We start from the raw sequence: 19,980 nt of genomic DNA, 5'->3' as shown, positions 1-19,980 counted from the left end.
GTAACCTCCTATGCCACCGGCCCGGCGATGGGCTCTATATTGACCAGGAACGCCTTGTATTCAGGCGTCTCGATATTGGCGTCACCGACGAAAGGCGTGAGGGAATTGGGGCCGAAGCCCTTCTTCGCCGCCCCGGTGAAACCCCAGTGCAACGGAATACCCACCACATGAACCGGCTTGCCGTCGCAGATCAACGGTTTGATCCGCTTCGTGACCACAGCCTTGGCCCTGACCGATCCACGCTTGGACCACACGCGTACCCAGCCGCCTTTGACGATGCCTTTCTCCTTCGCAAGTTCTTCCGATATCTCGACGAAGAATTCCGGCTGCAGGACGGCGTTCACCCAGACATGCTTGGTCCAGTAGTGGAAGTGTTCGGTAAGACGGTAGGACGTTGCCGCATAAGGAAATTCCTGGGACGCGGGTTCGGCAAACTGCGCGAAATCGCCCTTGAACACCCGCGCCACCGGATTGCCCCGGATTTTCGGGGCGATGAGGTTTGTCACTGGTGACTCGAACGGTTCGTAGTGCGACGGGAATGGACCATCCCGCATCATCCCAACGACGAAGAGGCGCGATACGCCCTCCGCATTCATAATGAATGGACCGACATCCTGTGGCTTGGCGGTCGGGGCAATATCCGGCACGTCGTAGCCTGACCATTTCTGGCCGTCCCACTCGATCAGCTTGCGACTGGGGTCCCAGGCCTTGCCATTCAGGTCCGCCGAAGCCCGATTATAGAGGATACGGCGGTTGACGGGCCACGAAAATGCCCATTTCGAGTAAGCGCCGGTCTCGTCAGGGTCCGACGTATCGCGCCGGGCCATGTTGTTGCCGTTCTCGTTGAAGCAGCCGGAATAAATCCAGCATCCGCTTGCCGTGGAGCCATCATCGCGCAACGCGGCGAAGCTTGGCACCAGTTTGCCGGCTTCAACTACCACCTTGGTCGGATCTGCCGGATCCATCACCGGAGCCAGCGCTTTGCCGTTCAGTTCCTTGGCAAGTTCCTCGGCAGTCGGCTCGCCCGGATCGGCATACGACCAATCAAGGTTGAGGATCGGATCGGGGAATGCTCCGCCCTCCTTGCGGTAAAGGTCTCGCAGGCGCGTATAGATTTGCGCCATGATCCAGTTATCCGTCTTCGCTTCGCCGGGAGCGGTACCGCCGGGCCAATGCCACTGCAGCCAACGCCCGGAATTGGTGAGCGAGCCTTCGTCTTCAGCAAAGCAGGTCGAAGGCAGCTGATAGACTTCCGTCTGGATTTGCGAAGAATCAACGTCGTTGAACTCGCCGTGATTTTCCCAGAACCGCGAGGTTTCCGTGTCGAGGGGATCCATCGTCACGAGGAATTTGAGCTTGGACAGGGATGCGGTCAGCTTCGTTCTGTTTGGCGCTGCAAGCAGGGGGTTGAACCCCTGGCAGATGTATCCTGTCATCTTGCCCTGGTTCATGAGTTCGAAGGCGCGCAGCACATCGTAACCCGGCACATCGAGCTTGGGCAGCCAATCAAAAGCGAAATGGTTTTCCGGCGTCGCCGCCGGGCCCCACATCGACTTGAGGAAACTGACGAAGAACTTCCTATAGTTCTGCCAGTAGCTCATCTGGTTGGGCCGGAGCGGCTTGAAGCCGCGTGTCGACATGTAGGTGTCGAAATCCACCTCTTTTTCATTTGGCAGCGTCATGTAGCCCGGAAGCAGGTTCGACATCAGGCCTACATCCGTCAGCCCCTGAATATTGGAGTGCCCGCGCAGCGCGTTCATGCCACCGCCGCGTACGCCAATATTGCCGAGGATGAGTTGTAGCATCGCCATCGAGCGGATGTTCTGCGAACCCTTTGAATGCTGGGTCCAGCCGAGCGCATACATGGACGTCATCGTCTTGGTCGGCGTCGAGCATTGCGAGATCATCTCCGCAACCTTCAGGAACTTCTCCTTGGGCGTGCCGCAGATGCGCTCGACCATTTCGGGCGTATAGATGGAGATATGCGCTTTCAACAAGTTCCACACGCAGCGTGGATTGGTCAGCGTGTCATCGACCACAGCGTAACCATCGTCGCCGATCACATAATTCCAGGTCGACCTGTCATAGTCGCGCTTTGTCTCGGCGTAACCGGTAAACAGGCCGTCCTTATATTCAAAGCCGTCCTTGACGATGAAGGCGGCATTGGTGAATGCCTTCACATAGTCCCACTGCACCTTGTTGTTCTGGATGCAGTAATTCATCACACCAAGCAGGAAGGCTATGTCCGACCCCTGACGGATGGGCGCATAGAAATCAGCCACCGACGCAGAACGCGTGAAGCGGGGATCGACGACGATAAGCTTGGCACCACGGTTGGCCTTGGCCTCCGTGACCCATTTGAAACCACAAGGGTGTGCTTCGGCGGCATTGCCGCCCATGATGATAACAAGGTCCGTATTCCTGATATCAGTCCAGGAATTGGTCATTGCACCACGGCCAAATGTTGGGCCCAAACTGGACACCGTTGGGCCGTGTCAGACACGTGCCTGGTTATCGAATACCAGCATACCTGCGCTGCGCACGACCTTATAGGTGGCAAACGCTGTTTCGTTCGTTGTTGCGGAGGCGGCAAGGAAGCCGGTCGTCGTCCATCGATTTACGGTCACGCCGTCATTGTTCTTCTGGACGAAATTGCCGTCGCGGTCGTCCTTCATCAACCGGGCGATGCGATCAAGCGCGTCATTCCAGGAGATACGCTCGAACTTGTCCGAGCCGGGCTTACGGACCATCGGATACTTCAGACGCGTCTCGGCTTTGACGAAGTTAAGCAGGGCGGCGCCCTTCGGGCACAGCGTTCCGCGATTTGTCGGGTGGTCGGTGTCGCCCTCGATATGGACGATCTCGGCCTTTTCGCCTTTTTTCAGGTCGCCCTTCGAGTACATGATGATACCGCATGCAACCGAGCAATAGGGGCAGGTGTTCCGGGTTTCGGTGGTGTTTACGAGTTTGAAAGCGCGTATCGCTTCGGCATGGGCGGCTTCGATCTCGCCAAAGCCAAAAGCGCCAAGCGCCGTACCGGCAACACCCGCGCCGGTCGCCGCAAGAAACTGGCGCCGCGAGAGTTCCATGTTCATAGCATGTTATCTCCCTTTAAACCGGCACTGCCGATAAAGCATGCCGGAGATCAGACACAAACCATTGGCATTTCAAGTAAAATCCTACCTGACCATATTTTATTGTCAAATCAATAAGAAGCCATCAAACATGAATGTAATTATCAGATTAAAATGCGTGCTCTGAGCACCCTTGGTGAATGGCGGCAGTACAATACTCGCCGCCTTTACTGCTCAATTCGGGGACACGCGAATGTCAGCAATGACGAATTGACGTTCAATCTCAAATGGACAAGAATAAATGCGTGAGCTTACTTGTCGCTCCCGAGTTTCGGGGCAGTTGTGATGGTGCTTCAGACGCAGAATGCTCCCCGGTTGCGGCGGGCTTTTTCTGGAGTGCGCCTTCCTGTCTTCCGCAAAATCCGAAAAGCTTTCACCACGTACAGTTTAGCCGTCTGCCAGTGCCATTGATGTCATCAAATCGGGAGGGCATGAAATGATAGATCGCCGCGAATTCCTGAAAATCGGGGCCGCAACGGCAGTGATGGCCGCAATGCCAGGACGGGCGTTTGCGGGTCCTGCTTTTGCGCCAAAACCTGCCGCCTGGCGGACCTTCGAAATCACAACCCGTATCGAGCCCTCAGGCACCGAGGGCAGCGGGCGGGCGTGGATTCCATTGCCCGGTTTCAGCGCCAGCGACTGGAACCGGCCAGAAACAAGCACATGGACGACCAATGCGACCGGCGCCAGGATCGTTCATAGTCCGACCAATGACACTGACATGCTGCTTGTCGAGTGGAAAGCCGGCAGCGTAGCACCTGCCGTCGAGATCATCAGCCGTGTTGCCACACGCGATCGTGCCATCGATCTTTCCAAGCCAGTGAGCCCCACGCCGCTTAACAGTGTCGAGCGCGCACGATATCTGGCCGGAAGCTGGCTTGTCCCCACTGATGGCATCGTCAAGGAAACATCCGACAGGATCGTCGGCGATACTGCGAACGAGATCGAAAAGGCGAAGTTGATTTACGATTGGGTTGTTGAGAACACATACCGGAATGCGGCCACGCGCGGTTGCGGTTCCGGTGATGTCGTGTCCATGTTGAGGAGCGGCAACCTTGGCGGCAAATGTGCCGATCTGAACGCTCTCTATGTCGGCCTTGCCCGAGCCGCCGGTCTGCCTGCACGCGATGTTTACGGTCTCCGCGTTGCGCCATCCAGCTTCGGTTACAAGAGCCTCGGCGCCAAGAACGAGATCGTCACCAAAGCACAGCATTGCCGGGCGGAAGTCTATCTTTCTGACTTTGGCTGGGTGCCTGTTGATCCAGCGGATGTTCGAAAGGTCATGCTTGAGGAGGCGGAGGGCGGTCTTCCGGCTGACAGTCCCAAGGTGGTTGCGGCGCGCGAGACGCTGTTTGGCGCCTGGGAAGGCAATTGGATCGCCTATAATGACGGCCGCGACGTGATATTGCCCGGTTCGAGCGGAGCGGCGCTCGGTTTCCTGATGTACCCGCAGGCCGAAGTTGCATCGGTCAGGCTAGATTGCCTTGAACCCGATGCGTTCAGATATGCGATCCGGTCACGAGAGATCACGATCTGACCCGATCCAGACTTCGAAAAATCGCATGGAGCCGCATCATGGATGATAGAACGTCATTGTCGCCGGTACGCCTCACCTCGCTGTCCCATGGTGGCGGATGCGGATGCAAGCTGGCACCGTCTGTCCTGCAGCAATTGCTTGCGGATCAACCCGTCACCGGACCGTTTGCCCGGTTGCTTGTCGGCACCGAGACCGGTGACGATGCCGCCGCCTGGCAGCTCGATGACGAAACCTGCGTTATCGCGACGACGGATTTCTTCATGCCCATGGTCGATGATCCTTTCGACTTCGGCCGGATCGCCGCAACCAATGCCATCTCGGATGTCTATGCAATGGGCGGAAAACCGATTATGGCACTCGCCATTCTCGGCATGCCGATCGACAAACTGCCGGCCGAGATGGTGCGCGAGATCCTGAGGGGCGGAAGTGCGATCTGCTCCGAGGCCGGTATCCCTGTCGCCGGCGGCCATTCGATCGATTCTCCCGAGCCGATCTATGGTCTTGCGGTCGTCGGCACCTGCCCCATCGCCAATCTGCGGCGCAATAGCGGTGCCAGGCCCGGCGACGCGCTGATCCTGACCAAGGCGCTTGGTGTCGGTATCTACTCGGCGGCGTTCAAGAAAGGCATGTTGCCGGCGGATGCCTATTCCGAACTCATCGCATCGACGACGCACCTCAACCGCATCGGCAGTGAACTCGCCAAGGATGCGGATGTGCATGCCATTACCGACGTCACCGGCTTCGGCATTCTGGGCCATGCCCTCGAGATGGCAAGGGGATCGAATGTGCACATCTCGCTGCGCGCGGACGATATTGCGGTTTTCACCCACGGCGCCCAACTCGCAAAGGAAGGTTTCGTCACCGGTGCCTCGCATCGCAATTGGGCGAGCTACGATACAGACATCGTCTTGCCCGACGATTTCCCGGTATGGCGGCGTCACCTGCTGACCGATCCCCAGACCTCTGGCGGGCTTCTCGTTTCCTGCAGCGCAGGACGTGCCGAGGACCTGCTCCAGCAGATCACCGCTGCGGGTTATCCTGCAGCCCGAATCATTGGATCCGTTGAGGCGGGTGAGCCTGGATTGCACGTCGTTGCCTGACAATCGCCCGACATTCTCCCTCTGAGCAACGAGCGTTCCGCGACAGGTATCTGGTCTCGGGTTCGGAACCAAATCGCCCATCGTCGATTAGGCATGTTGAAGGGAAGGGTAAATCCAGGGAGAGTAAACTCATGAAACGCATACTTCTTCTAACCGCTGCCTTGATGTTCGCGGGAGCCGGTCAGGTTCTCGCGCAAGATACCGTCATCGTTGAAGTGCCCCAGCCGGCGCGGGACTATGTGATCGCCAACCCGTCTGAAGACATCATGATCGATGACGATGTGGCCGTCGGAACCGCAATCCCCGAGGATGTCCGGTTGGTGCCTATACCGGACAGCCCGGACTACAGTTATGTCTATGTTAAGAAGCAGCCGGTCATCGTTTCGACGAAAGATCGAAAAGTTGTCTATCTGTCCCATTGATTAAAGCTTTGCCAATCTGATGAATGGAGAAAAAGCCCGCTGCCTCGCGTAGCGGGCTTCGGTATCGAGGTGACAAGCCCAATGCCGCTTAATCCAACTCTGGAAGATATTGTCGTTCGATTGCTGCTGACCGTCGCTGCGGGCGCGATAATCGGGCTTGACCGGGAAGCCGGCGGGCGTGCCGCCGGCTTTCGCACGACGATCCTTGTGGGCCTCGCGGCTTGCGCGGCGATGATTCAGGCCAATCTCTTGTTATCCACGGACGGCAAAGAGCCCGGGTTCTTCGTCAATATGGACGTCCTGCGGCTTCCACTCGGCATTCTCACGGGCGTCGGTTTTATCGGCGGCGGAGCCATATTCAAACGCGGCGACATTGTTACCGGCGTGACCACCGCGGCCACGCTCTGGGTCATGACCGCAATCGGGCTGGCATTCGGTGGTGGTCAACTTGCCCTGGCAGGCATGGTCACAGCGCTGGCATTTCTGACGCTGTGGGCCTTGAAATGGTTGGACAACCGTATCCCCCGGGAGCACAGAGCGATATTGTCCATCATCCACACATCGGGCGAACCCTTGCCGGATATTGAAAGTGGCATCCGTCCTCTCGGCTATCGGGCGCGTTTCGTGAAAAAAGTTCGAAGCGCCGAAAACGGCCACTCGATTGTTTCATACGAGATTCGGTGGCGCCGGCCTGAAACAGGAGCTCCGCCCACCGATCTTCTGGAATTCCTGGAAAAGAATTACTCGGTCGATGGGTTTGATACGATAAGGCAATCCGATTAACAGAGACCATCCTTGCGGCGGTCGGGACAGACACTAACCAAGCATTTGACCAATCGAGGAAAAGCCAAAAAAGACGGCGAGCTTGAGGACTCGCCGCCAAGTTGGTGAGCCCTGAATATGGGCGGCGTAGCTGCATCATGGGCTCAGCTGACCTGGAAAATCAGCGTCCAAAAAACAAATGAAATCCGAATTGGTTCCCCCTTCGTCTGCTGGCGGACTGAATAAGGCGTTGATCTTTTCTCCTTGCCCGGTGGACCGCGACCAAACCGCCCCATCGGCATCGATCAGGAACAATTGCCCCGGATATCGGTTTATCTGGCATGTCAACCAAGAGGGATGATGGAAATGAAAACGATCACATCCGCTATAATCGCCATTGGCGCGATCGCCTTTGCGTCGGGTACCGCTTTGGCTGCATGTCCAGACACCACAGGGTCAGTGAAAGCTGAAGCTCAAAAGGGCATCGCCAAGGATGGCAGCAAGGCGCCACTGGAAAGTGACGCCAATAGCCAGACTCAAACCGGAGCAGCAAGCACTGGGACGACGACCAGTAGCAGTGAAGGTCAGGCGGTCCAAAAAGACGGTAAGACCATGCCGTTAGCCAACAAGGAAGGTGGCGGCGACCCTAATCTTGCTACGTCGCAGCAGGACGTTACGGCTCAACAAAAAGGCGATAAAACCGCCTTGGCCAAAGCAGAGGATTGTAAGGATTGATTAAAATGACGAGGGGAGATCAACCGACCTCCCCTCCGTACCGGGACCCGGCTTGCATTTTAAGCCGGGTCATTTTTATACGCAGTTGTAATCTAGTACCAGCGTCCGCGGCCGTACCAGCCGCCTCCGCCCAGCACAAGCAGTATAAGCACGATGATAAGAAGTGTGGTGAGATCCATGGGTGGCCTCCTAAGTTGCTTAGCGACCGCGCACGCGTTTGGTCTGGCAGAACAACGTTCCTATGCAACCAATTGTTCCATTTCGGGCATTTGAAGGCTGACCCCGCGAGAGCGTAAGCCGGAATTTTTGCTTGGGCGGGAGCACGTTTTTGTGAACGCAATAGCCCAGGCCGCAACGTGATTGGACTTCGTGATCCTTTGGAGTCACTTTTGTGGTGGGGTTTTATTGCAATGGGCGGACCAACTATTGTCAGAGTAGGAGGCCAAAATGAAGCATCATGCCCTTGAACAACTGCAGATCGTGGCCGAGGTCGATCAGGACTACCCTCGCCAAACCTTATCCAAAAGCCAACGTCTTGAGCGTTGGGCGGCGCTGCTTGAACGGAATCCCGAGCGGCGCCTTTCGACGTTGCATCAAACAGAGTATCAACCGGCCAGTCAGCGCGCTGCCATGCGTGGAGAGGGCTCCCCGATCTCGGTGGCGTTCGACGATCCTGTCCTGCGTGCTGCCGGTTTGGAAAACGACAGCTATGGGGAAGCCAAACGCTTCTTCGAACTGACTGACCGCCAGTTGCACAACGTTATTTGCTATTGCCATTTTGGCGCGACGGTAAACGCCGCGACGGCTGCCTATTACATCCGTCGGCTCGTGCCCACAGGGACAAGGCGAGGCATGTTGGCTCGGTTGCGCGAGATGTTTGTCGGTTAGAACCGTCGGCGCTTCAAGGTCTTCCTTTAAAGCGGCACGCTCCTCCAGCGGCCGCAGGCAAAGCTTTGTGTGTACGGATGATCCAGAAGAAATAGAGCGGAACATCCTTGCGGTGCAAAGCTGAATTTATTTCCGACTTTGCGGCCCGCACTTTCTTACGGTAGGCGAGTTCTTGTTAAGGACCTGTTTAGGTTAATATTTTTCTTCATACCGCATCTAACTTCCAGTTAAGTTCCGTTCACTGGACTTCCTAATCCCCTAAATCTTTTGAGCTATAGCGCTCGCCGTTGGGTTTTCGTCTCTTCCATCTTGGACGCCTGGCCTTGAATTCGAGATACGCGTAAGCCGCTGGCATCCGAAGATATCGTCGCTGCTTTGACATTGCAAATGTTGGTTCATTTCGCGGTGACCAAGCGGACGTGCGAGCCGCTAGCTCTAAGTTGCGCCAACACCATCGGCCAGACCGAGAACTCGCCCCTCCCCGCCTTGTCTGTGAGCGCTCTCAAATAGCCGCCGGCGGAATTGATCTCCTCGGCTCGTTCGAGGATGCACGCAATGGCGATGGCCGCATTTTTCTGTCCGAGGACATCGCAGGCTTCCTCGTATGCTGAGGGGCTGACGCCAAGCATGGAGCGGACGATCACGGCTGCTGCCATCAGATCCGACCAATTTGCGATACCGTTCCTCGCATAGGCTGTGATTTGCGGACAAGCTTGTCGGACAAGGCCGAGCGGCACGGGTTTGGCATCAGGGAGCCCCGGGTCTGTACCATCGCCCCCTCCCCTTTCCAACGGGATTGTGATCGCTTTGCCGTATCGTGTTTCAATGGCCACTTCTGTTTCAGGTTCCAGCGCAGTTTTTGACCCTTGGTTTTTTCTGAAGCCAGGTTCAAGATCAGATTGGGATTGGGTGTTTGAATTCTGTTTGTGGCGCTCAGAATGAGACTCTTTGGCGCTTGTTTTTTGAAAATTGAGCTTATCTTCCAATAGATTGGATATCTCCAGCTGGAGACATTCCAGTCCATCGACAGCGGGCTCCAGATCGCCGATCGTTGCCTGACGCGGTATATCATCTATCACCGCGCGAAACCGCTGATACTGGGCGCTCCAGTCAATGTGCGGCAGTTCTTCAAAGCCAAGTTCGATCAGCTTGACGATATCGCGGCGCAGCAGCGTGACGCGCTCCTTCATCAGCTTCAGTTGCAATCGCTCCGAACGCACCCGTTCGGCCAAAGCCTCAAATTCAGCCGCACGCGAGACCAATGGCGCCAAGGAGAAGCCGAATGCCTCGCCGCCCTCCCCTGCCCTCGCCTTGCGGGCGTAGCGCTTGCCATTGGGGCTGTCCTTGCGGAAAATCAGTCCGGTTTCCACCAGCGCACTCAAATGCCGCCGCAGCGTCGCCGGGGCCATACCGTGTGCGCGCAGCGAAAGTTGCATGTTCGATGGAAACACCACGAGACCGTTGGCCTCACAAAGATCCGTCTGTGGGTAGAATGTCAAAAGCGCGTTCAAAACGACAAGCGCCCGATCGGAGATTCCGATGAGTGCCCTCGCCTCACACAGGCTCCGAAACAATTTCCATTTGTCGATCGACGCTTTCGGATCGATCTCCAGCGCCTGCGCCTGCGTTGCCAGCATGCCAAGCGACAGCGACCGCCGCCCGAAGGGCGTCGTGAATGCATTCCCCGTCTGCATTGTCTCTTACCTTTCTAAAGGCAAAAGAAATCCGCTCGCCAAAACGACGTCAAAAAGTCTTGACACTGATTCGGGGAAATGCGATTCTCGATCCTGCTAGAGATATGAGAGAAGCCTTCCGAGACAGCGATGTTGAGGTGGGCTTTTTTCTTTTGCGGATTAATCTCCTGTTTTGGTTGAAGCTTGCGACCCCTGGAAAGCCCGATAGAGCTCGTCGAGGTTGTCTGCAATGTATGCGCCAAAGCGTGAGGCGTTCTTCGCCTTCAAAGCCAGTGTGAATGCCTTGCCGCTATCCTTGATTTCCACCTTCACCGATTTGTCCTGTGCCGCCCAGGCTTTGGCCGCCGGCGCCACGCCTTTCGCCGGGCGCTTGGTTTTTGCCAGGAAATCCGACAGCAAAGCAAACCGCGCATCGCCGGTTTCAGCGGCAAAATCATCCGATCTTGTGAAGTTTGCCGCCCTCTCGGCATTGCCCGGCATCTGCAGGAGCTTTGACAGCTGCCACCAACGGTCCCGCCCGGTAGCCTTGGCCGAGCCGATCGCGAGTATGATCGCCTCCGGAATATGAGCCGCGACCGACTGCATCTTCGAAAATGTCGTCGCATCCAGGGCAAGAGCGGACTTGATGACTGACTGATCATAGCCGAGGTCGGCGAGACGCTTGGCAAACAATGTGCGTTCGATGAACGACAGATTTGATCGGGCAGCGTTTTCCTGGCCCTGAGCAATCACGTGATCCTGATCGGCCATCGGCTTGACGACGGCACGAACCTGTCGTCCGAGCTGCTTGGCAACCTTGACGCGGCGATGTCCGAAAACAACCTGATAGCGGCCCGAAGCGGCGGGATGCGGACGCACCAGTATGGGCGAGTCCTGGCCCCGCTCCTTCACGGCGGCAAGCAGTTCCTGAAAAGCCTCGTCGTCGTCGTCGATCCGGTCTGACACGAAAGAGCCGTCGACAAGTGTCGGGTCAAGTTCGACAACACTGCCTTTGGCGAGTTCTTCGAAGGAACTTTTGATCGAACGCGAAGCGCCGCTGACGACATAGGACAATGCGTCATTGCGCTCGGGTCTTGCCGGCGCCGGGTTCATCACACTGCTAAAAATGTCTTTACGGGCCATCTATCTGCTCCCGTTTCGGATTAACAAACTGATTTCACAAGCAAAAAGCTTGGTTTTTACCGCCGTAAAGCCGCTTGTCATTTCAGCGCCCCCACGCTCTGTGGACGAGAGCTGTAATTTCTGAATTCACAGCGTCCAGCGATTCAATAGCGCGTTCATAGGTCGTGCGCGTGAAGCTCGTTTTCTCGACTTCGTAGAGTGTCTGCTTGGTCAGGCCCGCATCCGATACCGCCGTCGATTTCAACATCGGATTGGTGAGGATCTCCTCCGCCAGCATGGACTGCATGAACCCGACCATCTGGGCTTGCGGGATATCCATCGGCTCGTAGCGTGTAATCAGATAGCGGAACCAATCGAGTTCGACGCGTGCCCCTGCTTGTTTGACGGTCTTGAGGATGCCGCCAAGCATCAGCAGGAATTGCGACATCGACATGAGGTCGAGCATCTGCGGATGCACGGTGATCAATACGGATGTCGCAGCCGACATGGCCGTCAGCGTCAGATAGCCCAGTTGCGGCGGGCAATCGATAACGACCACGTCATAGCGGCCATCCACTTCCTCAAGCGCGCTGGCGATGCGGGTGAAGAACTGGCGGCCGTCACGCGATGTCTTGTCCTGCATGGCAAGCGGCGTGTCATATTCATATTCCTGCAATTCGAGATTGGCGGGAATGATGTCGAGGCCAGGAAAATTGGTCGGAAGAATGACTTCCGCCACGGGCCTGCGCTCGTCGTCGTAACGGATGGCTTCGTAGAGCGACAGGTTCCGGTCGAGTTCCGGCTGGAAGCCATGCAGTGCCGACAGCGAGGCTTGTGGATCAAGGTCGATGGCGAGCACGCGGTGGCCGGTCAGCGCCAGATATTGCGAGAGATGTGCCGCAGTCGTGGTCTTGCCGGACCCGCCCTTGAAGTTGACGACGGCGATAACCTGCAGCTTGTCGCCCTGCTTGCGGTGCGGAACATACTTCTTCACTTCGGTGCGGCCGTTGCGGTCGAGATAATGGCGCAGCTCCAGCATCTGTTCGGCCGTATAGGAACGGCGGCCTGACGATACCTGGGCAGGGACCGGACCTTTTCCTTCGAGGTGCAGGCGCTTGAGATTGTTCTGCGTCACACCAAGGTAATGTGCTACCTCGGCCATGGAGAACTGCCGCAATGTCTTCTTCGCATTCGGTGGAAATTTTTCCATCCGAAGCTGATTCAGCCGGCGAGAAATCTCCGCACCCTGATCGAGAATCTTGTCGTCGAACTCGAACTTTGGCAGAGGCATTGCGATGTTCATCGGAATCGAAACCTCTAATAGCGCTTTTTCAAAGCAATCCTTTTAAGAACCGCTATTAAGCTCCGATTCGATTGATCCGGCAAGATTTTTTAGGTTAACAAAAGGTTAACGCGCGTGAAGCTAACAACTTTACTGTACAATTTTGAATTTCGGATAAGTGACTCCTGGAGTGCACGGATTTGTTTTTGCTCGATAAATCCGCTGATTTTACCGCAGTAAATATCAGCGGATCTTGAGGAGGAAATATCCTTACAACTCCCTCTCTGCCGTTTTCTTTCTTGATTTGTCGTCTTCCACCAGTTCGTACCACATCGCATTCAGTACTGCGAAGGCGGCAGCGAAAGGCAGTCCGAGGAGCCAGGCGAAATACCACATGTTCTTGTCCCTTCGTTAGTAAGCGTGACCGCTCTCGTCGTTGATCGTGTCCTCGTCGACCTTGCCCCAAAGGACGTGGTAGACCCAACTCGTATAGGCGACGATCAGCGGAATGAAGATCACCGTGACAACCAGCATGATGAACAGGGTCAGATGGCTCGACGATGCGTCCCATACGGTCAGGCTGGATCTCGGATCGAGCGATGACGGGAGGATAAACGGAAACATCGAAACGCCCACCGTCGAGATGATCCCGAAGATCGACAGTGCGCTTGAGAGGATCGTCGCGATCTCCCATCTTGCTCTCAGCCCGATAAACGCGCCAGCCGCACCGATGAAGCCAAAGACCGGTGCCAGAAGCAGCACGGGATAGCTGCCGTAATTGGCAAACCATGCGCCGCTTTCTTCAACGACGGTTTTCAAAAGGGGGTTCGACGCGGCTGTAGGGTCAATTGGGCTGGTTATGCGATAACCGCCGAACCCGGCCCATACCCACAGCCCGGCGAGGCAGAACAGGATGATGGTGATCAGCGCGGCAATAACGCCATATCCGCGTGCACGCTCTGCCACGGGTCCCGAAGTCTTCAACGCCAGCCATGCGCCGCCGTGCATGACCAGCATGGCGACCGAGAGGAGACCGCACAGGAGCGCGAACGGGTTCAGAAGACCGAAGAACGAGCCTTCGTAGAAGATGCGAAGGTCATTGTTAAACCGGAAGGGAACGCCCTGCAAAACATTGCCCATAGCCACACCGAAGATCAGCGCCGGCACGAAGCCGCCGATGAATAAGGCGCAATCCCAGGCAGCGCGCCAGGTGTCGCTATCCCGCTTCGACCGGTACTTGAAACCGACAGGGCGCAGGATAAGCGATGCCAGTATGACGAACATGGCGAGATAGAAGCCCGAGAAGGATACCGCATAGAGCGGCGGCCAGGCGGCAAAGATCGCTCCGCCAGCAACGATAAGCCAGACCTGGTTGCCTTCCCAGACCGGTCCCACCGTGTTGATGACGATGCGCCGTTCCATATCGGTTTTTGCCACGAACGGCAGCAGCGTACCGGTGCCGAGGTCGAAGCCGTCGGTGATGGCGAAGCCGATAAGGAGGACGCCGATCAGCAGCCACCAGATCACGCGCAAGGTTTCATAATCGATAAATTGATGCAGGATCATGATGGTTTACTCCGCCGGTACGATGTTGGGGGAAATCAGCTTTGCTTCCGGCTCGAAATCGGGTTCCGGGCCCTTGCTGATTGCCTTGAGCATCAGCCCCATCTCGACGACGAAAAGCGTCGTGTAGATCGCGACGAACCCGGCGATCGTTAACAGCAGCGAAGACGCTCCGAGGTTGGAAACCGCAGCCGCCGTTGGCAATATGCCTTCGATCGTCCATGGCTGGCGGCCGGTTTCGGCAACGACCCATCCGAGTTCCGCCGCAATCCAGGGGAGGGGGATCGCAAACACCGCAATGCGCAGCAGGAGCGGATAGGCGTCAATCTTGCGCCGTATGGAGAGGATGAAGAACGTTGCCGTCAAGAGGATGAAGAACACACCCAGTCCCACCATGATGCGGAACGACCAGAACAGCGTTGGTACGTTTGGCACCGTGTCCCAGGCGGCCTTCTCGATCTGTTCATCGGTCGCCTGGCGCGGGTCGTCCACATAGCGCTTCAACAGCAGCGCATAGCCAAGGTCGCCGCCGTTCGTCTCAAAGGCATCGCGCACCTCCTGACCGACAGCGGTGGTGCTGCCCGCTTCGCGAATACGCTGGAGCGCATCATAGGCAAGCAGTCCGTTGCGGATATTGACTTTGGCGCGATCGACCAACTCCTTGATGCCGGGAATGTCGGTGGTCAGCGACCGCGTGCCGATCAGGCCCATGACCCAGGGAACGCGCACGGCATAATGCGTCTCGCGCGCCTCGGTGTCGGGAAGACCAAAGACCGTGAAGGCCGCCGGCGCCGGTTCAGTCTCCCACATGGCTTCGATGGCCGCGAGCTTCATCTTCTGATGCTCGCCGGAGAGGTAGCCGCTCTCGTCGCCAAGGACGACAACGGAAAGCGCGGAGGCGAGGCCGAACGACGCTGCGACAGTCATCGAACGCCTGGCGATCTCGATATGCCTGCCCCTGAGGGCATACCAGGCCGAAACGCCGAGGACGAAAATCGATGCCGTCACGTAGCCGGCAGACACCGTGTGCACAAACTTTGCCTGCGCGACCGGATTGAACAAAACCTCATAGAAATCAACCACTTCCATCCGCATCGTCTGCGGATTGAAGGCGGAACCCACGGGGTTTTGCATCCATCCGTTGGCGATGAGGATCCACAGCGCGGAGAAATTCGACCCCGCCGCCACCGCCCAGGTCGCCGCCAGATGTCCGACCTTCGAAAGCTTATCCCAACCGAAGAAGAACAACCCGACGAAGGTTGCTTCGAGGAAGAACGCCATCAGCCCTTCGATCGCCAGCGGTGCGCCGAAAATGTCGCCGACATAGTGGCTGTAATAGCTCCAGTTCATGCCGAACTGGAATTCCATGACAATGCCGGTGGCGACGCCGAGAGCAAAATTGATGCCGAACAGCGTACCCCAGAATTTGGTCATCTGCCGCCAGATGACGCGTCCGGTCATCACATAGACCGTCTCCATGATCGCAAGGAGAATCGACAGTCCAAGCGTCAAGGGCACGAAGAGAAAGTGATAGAGAGCTGTGATCGCAAATTGCAGGCGCGACAGCGCCACGATATCGAGTTCCATTACTTTTACCGGGTCATCCCGGCCCCCTGTTAGCGGCATTCACCTGGAGTGAATGCCGAATGAAATGGCTGCCTCAGTCTTGTCTCAGTCTGGCCGCAGCGCGGCGAGGGCAGCGTCGAATTCCTCTTCTCCCCGTCGCGGCGCGCCGGCAATGCGTCCGCGTTCGAGAATAAGCAGCCGGTCGGCGATCATCGCCTCTCGTCTGATATGCGTCGCGATGACGACGGAACGGCCATGCATTTGCGCCTGAAGGCGCTGAAGCACATCGCGGGCCGTGTCTCCATCGAGACCCTCGGTGGGCTCATCCAGCAGCCAGAGTGGCGTATCGCGCAAAAGCAGCCGCGCCAGTGCCAGACGGCGTGCCTGACCGCCGGAAATCCCAAACCCGCCTTCGCCAAGCATGGTATCCAGACCGGCCGGCAGGGCGGCGACGAGTTCTCCCAGGCCTGCAACAGCGAGAACGCCGAGAAGACGTGCATCGTCGGCATCCCGATCGGCAAGCCGGAGATTGTCACGCAGGCTGTCCTGAAAGAGCTCTGTGTTCTGCGTGAGAAGCGTAGCGGGAAGGCATGCGAAGCTGCCGGTTTTAGCCGCGATCTCGCCGGCGATCAGTGCCAGCAGTGTGGACTTGCCGGCACCGCTCGGCCCGACAAGCGCGAGGCGTTCACCGCAAACAAGCGACAGTGAGAGATGCCGGAGCGTGGGGAGGGATGAGCCATCGTAGCTGACCGAAACGTCCTCAAGCTGAACCACCAGTTCGCCCCGTGGCGGAACCGGTGGTTCGGGGGAGGGGAGGGGGGCGACGTTCGGCCCGATGCGCTTTGCGGCAAGCACGGTCCGCCCGAGTTCAACCGCGCCACGACGCAGCCCCGCAAAGGGTTCCAGCGCCGCCAGCGCGATCAGCAGACCGAGGGCCGCAACAGGCCCACCGATCACCCCGTCGCTGACCAACACAGCGACCGCGTAAAGTGTTCCGCCGAGCAGGATTGCCGAGGCCATGCCGAAACCGGCCGTGACGAACATCTCGATACGATTTAGCGCGTCATCCGTTTGCGACAGGCGACGATCGGAAGCCAGCACTGTATTCCGCTGGGCGTCCAGCCGTCCGACCATGACCAGGTCGATTTGCCCGGCGACGAGATCGATGGCGCGCGAGCGCAGGGTCTCAAGGGCGTGAGCGCGACGGCGCGATGGTTTTAGGGCGAAGCGTGCAGCGATGAGTGGAATGCCGAACCCGGTCAGCAGCAGCCACGATTCTGCGGCAAGACCCAACAGCGGATGCATGAGCCCGAGAGCGACAGCGATGGTGAGGGCGGTGCAAAGCGCGACAGCTGCAGGGACAATAATGCGCAGATAGAGCGAATCGAGAGCATCGATATCGGCCGTGAGTCGAAACAGCAGCCTTGCCGGACGCTTCAACAGTCTCTGGGCCGCTTGCGGTCGAGCCCAATTGCGGAAAACCTCTACGCGCAATCCCGCCAGCACACCAAGTGTTGCGTCATGCGTGGTCAAGCGCTCGCCGTAGCGAGCGGCAGTGCGGGCAAGAGCCAGAAAACGGATCGCTGCGGCAGGCGCAAAGACATCGAAGGCAAATGCGGTGGCTGACGCCAGCCCCGCTATTGCCGTGGCCGTAATGAACCAGCCGGAAAGGCCAAGCAGGGCTATACCGGCGAGCACTGTTGCCGCCGCGAGCAGAGCGCCCGCCAGAAGCGCCGCGCGCCGCTCAGCGAGGAATAGCGCCAATATCGGCCGCAAGTAGCTCCACAGGGCCATTACACGCCCTCCTGCGATGTTTTCGACGGCAGGATGACCACTCGGTCCATACGCCTCGCGAGGACAGGGTCGTGCGTCGCGACGATGAGCGTCTTGCCGGCTGCGGTTCTCAGCAGGATATCCATGATTTCATTGGCAGTGATCGCGTCGAGATGAGCGGTGGGTTCATCCGCGAGAATCAGTCCCGCGTCCCGATTGGCCGCCGCACGCGCCAAAGCCAGCCGCAGGACTTCCCCGCCGGAAAGGCCTGATCCGCCTTCACCGATCGGCGCGTTTGCGTGCGCATTGGCTACGTCCTGCAAGGCCGCCTTGCGGAGCGCAGTTCCGACTTCATCGGATCCGATTTCCGGGCGGCCCAGCGCTACATTGTCGGCAACCGTGCCCGCGAAAATATGGGGCTTCTGTCCAACCCAGGCAATGCCTTTCCGAAGCTCTGCCGCGGTGGCCAGCGTGAGCGGAACGTTTCCAATTGCGATCCGCCCGCTTTCTTGGGGCGCGAGCCCCGCGATCAAAGCGAGAAGGGTCGATTTTCCCGAGCCGCTTGAGCCCAGCACCGCAATGTGCTCAGCCGGCAAAACATCGAGGCTGAACCGGTCAAAAACCGCTGGGCTATTACCCTGGTGGTGGAACGTCATTTCTTCAACGCGGACGCCGGGAACTCCCGCATGTACCGCCGTTGTGTGCGTAGCGCCTTTGCCGGCACCCGGCATGACAACCCCGCCGCTCGACAGCGCGTCCAGCGCTTCGAGCGCAGCCCCACCCGCAGCGCGGTCGTGCCAGACCGCGGACAACTCACGCAGAGGCTCGAAGAAAGCCGGTGCAAGCAGAAGAATGAACAGGCCTTCGGTCAGGCTCAAACGCGCGCCCCAGGCGCCGAAGTTCAACTGGCCGAGCAGGTGGAAACCAACATAGACGGCGACCATGGCGACACCCAGTGCTGCAAACAGCTCGAGCACCGCGGATGACAGAAACGCTATTTTGAGTACCGCCATCGTACGCATCCGAAGCGATTGGGCATTGTCGCGCAAGCGATGTGCGGTCAAATCCACGGCGTCCAGTGAACGGATGGTGGCCAAACCGCGCAGCCGGTCGAGCAGGAACGCATTCATGCCGCCCATTTCGACAAGCTGTTTTTCGCTCGCCGCTTTGGCACGCCAGCCGATCAGCGCCATGAAAACCGGAATAAGAGGAGCGGAAATGAGCAGGACTATAGCTACCGCCCACGACAACGGCAGAACACAAAGCATAATAGCGACGGGAACAATTGTTGCCTTCAACCGCGCCGGGCGAAAGCGCGAAAGATAGGGCACGATGGCCTCTGCCTGCTCGGCCAGCACGCTGGCCGCGAAGCCGGAAGCGGCTCTATTCACATCCAGCGGGGAGCGCCGGGCCAGCGCCGCCACAGCTTTGTCCCGCTTCCCGGACAGCACGGCGCGGGCTGCCCGAAAAGCAAGCCGGCTTCCAACCGCGTCGAGCAGCGTCCGGAACATGCCAATCACAACGACGCCAAGAACCAGCCAGTGGATGCTCGCCATTCCTTTGCCGGCAACGATGTCACCCACACCTGTGGCGAGGAGCAAAGCCTGCGGTAACCACAGGAGGGGTGCAAGGACCAGCACAATGGGCGCTGCCCTCTCGGCGCGTGCAGCGTGGCGAGAACTTGCGGATTTTTCCGCTACATTTGATGACGTGGTCCGCACCGCTGCACTGTCGTCCGCAAAACCACTCTGCGTGCGAAGCGCTATCGAGGACGAATGTGCTGCCGGTGCCATCACTTCAACCCTTCTCGGGAGAACGCTTCGACCTGCCGAGGGATACGATCTTGTCCTTCGCCTCCAGCAGTCTTGTGACTTTCGCACCCAGCGTCAATAGGGTCGCCAAGCGGTCCGTCTCAAGTTTCTTGACGTCGTCGTACCAATTGGTCAGTTGCTCGATGAGGCTGTGCATTTCACCCATCCGTGCCTGCGCATGGCGTTCTGCGTCGCTGGCCGGCTGCTGCATCAGGATTTCGCGCAAAACAGACAAGGTCGGATCGACTTCTCGTTTCTTTCGTTCCTCTGCAAGTGTGCGCAGAATCTGCCAGACATCGTCCGGCGTCGTGAAGAAGTCGCGGCGGTCGTCGGGAAGATGTTTGAGCAGGACAAGGTTCCACGCCTGCAATTCGCGCAAGCTCATCGACACGTTCGAGCGGGAAATTCCCAGCGCGTCGACGATCTGCTCGGCATTGAGAGGATCGGGCGAAACATAAAGCAGCGCGTAGATCTGGCCGACGGTGCGGTTGATTCCCCAACGGCTTCCCATCTCGCCGAAATGCAGAACGAAGGATTGAACGAGGGGCGGTAGATTCATCGGCTTATCCCGTTGCAACTGTTATTTCAGTAATTACTGAAATCACGATATTT

At 57.9% G+C, this 19,980-nt stretch carries 16 protein-coding genes; 6 read left to right on the top strand and 10 right to left on the bottom strand.

From position 1 onward, the window contains the following. Positions 1 to 8 precede the first annotated feature (8 nt). Positions 9 to 3,095, bottom strand: a complete 3,087-nt coding sequence (gene fdnG / locus J2X72_RS17015; RefSeq protein WP_310073764.1) for a formate dehydrogenase-N subunit alpha — start codon at positions 3,093 to 3,095, stop codon at positions 9 to 11. Between the two features lie 478 nt (positions 3,096 to 3,573). On the opposite strand from fdnG, the gene J2X72_RS17010 reads away from it, so the two are divergent. The 6 genes from J2X72_RS17010 to J2X72_RS16985 all read left to right on the top strand — a co-directional run bounded on the left by J2X72_RS17010 (position 3,574) and on the right by J2X72_RS16985 (position 8,578). Beyond that, on the top strand, positions 3,574 to 4,671 hold the full coding sequence (locus J2X72_RS17010) for a transglutaminase-like domain-containing protein (protein ID WP_310074217.1): 1,098 nt from the start codon (positions 3,574 to 3,576) through the stop codon (positions 4,669 to 4,671). Between the two features lie 38 nt (positions 4,672 to 4,709). Further along, entirely contained in the window at positions 4,710 to 5,771 is a 1,062-nt protein-coding gene (gene selD / locus J2X72_RS17005; protein ID WP_310073762.1) for a selenide, water dikinase SelD, read from the top strand. A 131-nt stretch (positions 5,772 to 5,902) separates the two neighbouring features. Next, positions 5,903 to 6,193, top strand: coding sequence for a DUF1236 domain-containing protein (locus J2X72_RS17000; protein ID WP_210002699.1), 291 nt, complete (start codon positions 5,903 to 5,905; stop codon positions 6,191 to 6,193). 81 nt (positions 6,194 to 6,274) lie between these two features. After that, a complete protein-coding gene (locus J2X72_RS16995) occupies positions 6,275 to 6,976 on the top strand; it encodes an MgtC/SapB family protein (protein WP_310073756.1) in 702 nt (233 codons plus the stop codon). A gap of 345 nt (positions 6,977 to 7,321) precedes the next feature. Continuing rightward, positions 7,322 to 7,690, top strand: coding sequence for a hypothetical protein (locus J2X72_RS16990; RefSeq protein ID WP_310073754.1), 369 nt, complete (start codon positions 7,322 to 7,324; stop codon positions 7,688 to 7,690). Between the two features lie 447 nt (positions 7,691 to 8,137). Next, complete coding sequence (locus J2X72_RS16985; RefSeq protein WP_310073752.1) at positions 8,138 to 8,578, top strand: hypothetical protein; 441 nt, start codon at positions 8,138 to 8,140, stop codon at positions 8,576 to 8,578. 395 nt (positions 8,579 to 8,973) lie between these two features. Here the strand turns inward: J2X72_RS16985 and repC are convergent, their stop codons facing one another. The 9 genes from repC to J2X72_RS16940 form a co-directional block, all read right to left on the bottom strand. After that, positions 8,974 to 10,272, bottom strand: coding sequence for a plasmid replication protein RepC (gene repC, locus J2X72_RS16980; protein ID WP_310073750.1), 1,299 nt, complete (start codon positions 10,270 to 10,272; stop codon positions 8,974 to 8,976). A gap of 159 nt (positions 10,273 to 10,431) precedes the next feature. Further along, the gene (gene repB, locus J2X72_RS16975; protein ID WP_310073748.1) at positions 10,432 to 11,394 is read right to left on the bottom strand and encodes a plasmid partitioning protein RepB; all 963 of its coding nucleotides are present in this window, start codon (positions 11,392 to 11,394) and stop codon (positions 10,432 to 10,434) included. Between the two features lie 82 nt (positions 11,395 to 11,476). Continuing rightward, positions 11,477 to 12,676 carry a plasmid partitioning protein RepA gene (gene repA, locus J2X72_RS16970; protein WP_210002687.1) on the bottom strand — a complete coding sequence of 400 codons (1,200 nt, stop codon included), beginning with the start codon at positions 12,674 to 12,676 and terminating at the stop codon, positions 11,477 to 11,479. Positions 12,677 to 12,925: 249 nt separating this feature from the next. Continuing rightward, positions 12,926 to 13,051, bottom strand: coding sequence for a cytochrome bd-I oxidase subunit CydX (gene cydX / locus J2X72_RS16965; RefSeq protein ID WP_210002685.1), 126 nt, complete (start codon positions 13,049 to 13,051; stop codon positions 12,926 to 12,928). A gap of 15 nt (positions 13,052 to 13,066) precedes the next feature. Further along, positions 13,067 to 14,221, bottom strand: coding sequence for a cytochrome d ubiquinol oxidase subunit II (gene cydB, locus J2X72_RS16960; RefSeq protein ID WP_310073745.1), 1,155 nt, complete (start codon positions 14,219 to 14,221; stop codon positions 13,067 to 13,069). Between the two features lie 6 nt (positions 14,222 to 14,227). After that, positions 14,228 to 15,805, bottom strand: coding sequence for a cytochrome ubiquinol oxidase subunit I (locus J2X72_RS16955; protein ID WP_310073743.1), 1,578 nt, complete (start codon positions 15,803 to 15,805; stop codon positions 14,228 to 14,230). A gap of 84 nt (positions 15,806 to 15,889) precedes the next feature. Beyond that, complete coding sequence (gene cydC / locus J2X72_RS16950; RefSeq protein ID WP_310073741.1) at positions 15,890 to 17,578, bottom strand: thiol reductant ABC exporter subunit CydC; 1,689 nt, start codon at positions 17,576 to 17,578, stop codon at positions 15,890 to 15,892. Continuing rightward, on the bottom strand, positions 17,578 to 19,350 hold the full coding sequence (gene cydD / locus J2X72_RS16945; RefSeq protein WP_310073739.1) for a thiol reductant ABC exporter subunit CydD: 1,773 nt from the start codon (positions 19,348 to 19,350) through the stop codon (positions 17,578 to 17,580). Before cydD ends, cydC begins: the two co-directional genes overlap by 1 nt. A gap of 4 nt (positions 19,351 to 19,354) precedes the next feature. Next, entirely contained in the window at positions 19,355 to 19,927 is a 573-nt protein-coding gene (locus J2X72_RS16940) for a GbsR/MarR family transcriptional regulator (protein ID WP_112531168.1), read from the bottom strand. Positions 19,928 to 19,980 lie beyond the last annotated feature (53 nt).

This window comes from Phyllobacterium sp. 1468 (assembly GCF_031455525.1).
GTDB lineage: Bacteria > Pseudomonadota > Alphaproteobacteria > Rhizobiales > Rhizobiaceae > Phyllobacterium.
The sequence above is the reverse complement of the archived record's forward strand: the minus strand, read 5'-3'. Positions and strand labels throughout refer to the sequence as shown.

What these genes read in the sequence shown, in the direction of transcription:
- selD (WP_310073762.1), top strand. Translation starts at nt 4,710, where the DNA reads ATGGATGATAGAACGTCATTGTCGCCGGTACGCCTCACCTCGCTGTCC.
- J2X72_RS17000 (WP_210002699.1), top strand. Translation starts at nt 5,903, where the DNA reads ATGAAACGCATACTTCTTCTAACCGCTGCCTTGATGTTCGCGGGAGCC.
- J2X72_RS16995 (WP_310073756.1), top strand. Translation starts at nt 6,275, where the DNA reads ATGCCGCTTAATCCAACTCTGGAAGATATTGTCGTTCGATTGCTGCTG.
- J2X72_RS16990 (WP_310073754.1), top strand. Translation starts at nt 7,322, where the DNA reads ATGAAAACGATCACATCCGCTATAATCGCCATTGGCGCGATCGCCTTT.
- J2X72_RS16985 (WP_310073752.1), top strand. Translation starts at nt 8,138, where the DNA reads ATGAAGCATCATGCCCTTGAACAACTGCAGATCGTGGCCGAGGTCGAT.
- repC (WP_310073750.1), bottom strand. Translation starts at nt 10,272, where the DNA reads ATGCAGACGGGGAATGCATTCACGACGCCCTTCGGGCGGCGGTCGCTG.
- repB (WP_310073748.1), bottom strand. Translation starts at nt 11,394, where the DNA reads ATGGCCCGTAAAGACATTTTTAGCAGTGTGATGAACCCGGCGCCGGCA.
- repA (WP_210002687.1), bottom strand. Translation starts at nt 12,676, where the DNA reads ATGAACATCGCAATGCCTCTGCCAAAGTTCGAGTTCGACGACAAGATT.
- cydX (WP_210002685.1), bottom strand. Translation starts at nt 13,051, where the DNA reads ATGTGGTATTTCGCCTGGCTCCTCGGACTGCCTTTCGCTGCCGCCTTC.
- cydB (WP_310073745.1), bottom strand. Translation starts at nt 14,221, where the DNA reads ATGATCCTGCATCAATTTATCGATTATGAAACCTTGCGCGTGATCTGG.
- J2X72_RS16955 (WP_310073743.1), bottom strand. Translation starts at nt 15,805, where the DNA reads ATGGAACTCGATATCGTGGCGCTGTCGCGCCTGCAATTTGCGATCACA.
- cydC (WP_310073741.1), bottom strand. Translation starts at nt 17,578, where the DNA reads ATGGCCCTGTGGAGCTACTTGCGGCCGATATTGGCGCTATTCCTCGCT.
- cydD (WP_310073739.1), bottom strand. Translation starts at nt 19,350, where the DNA reads ATGGCACCGGCAGCACATTCGTCCTCGATAGCGCTTCGCACGCAGAGT.
- J2X72_RS16940 (WP_112531168.1), bottom strand. Translation starts at nt 19,927, where the DNA reads ATGAATCTACCGCCCCTCGTTCAATCCTTCGTTCTGCATTTCGGCGAG.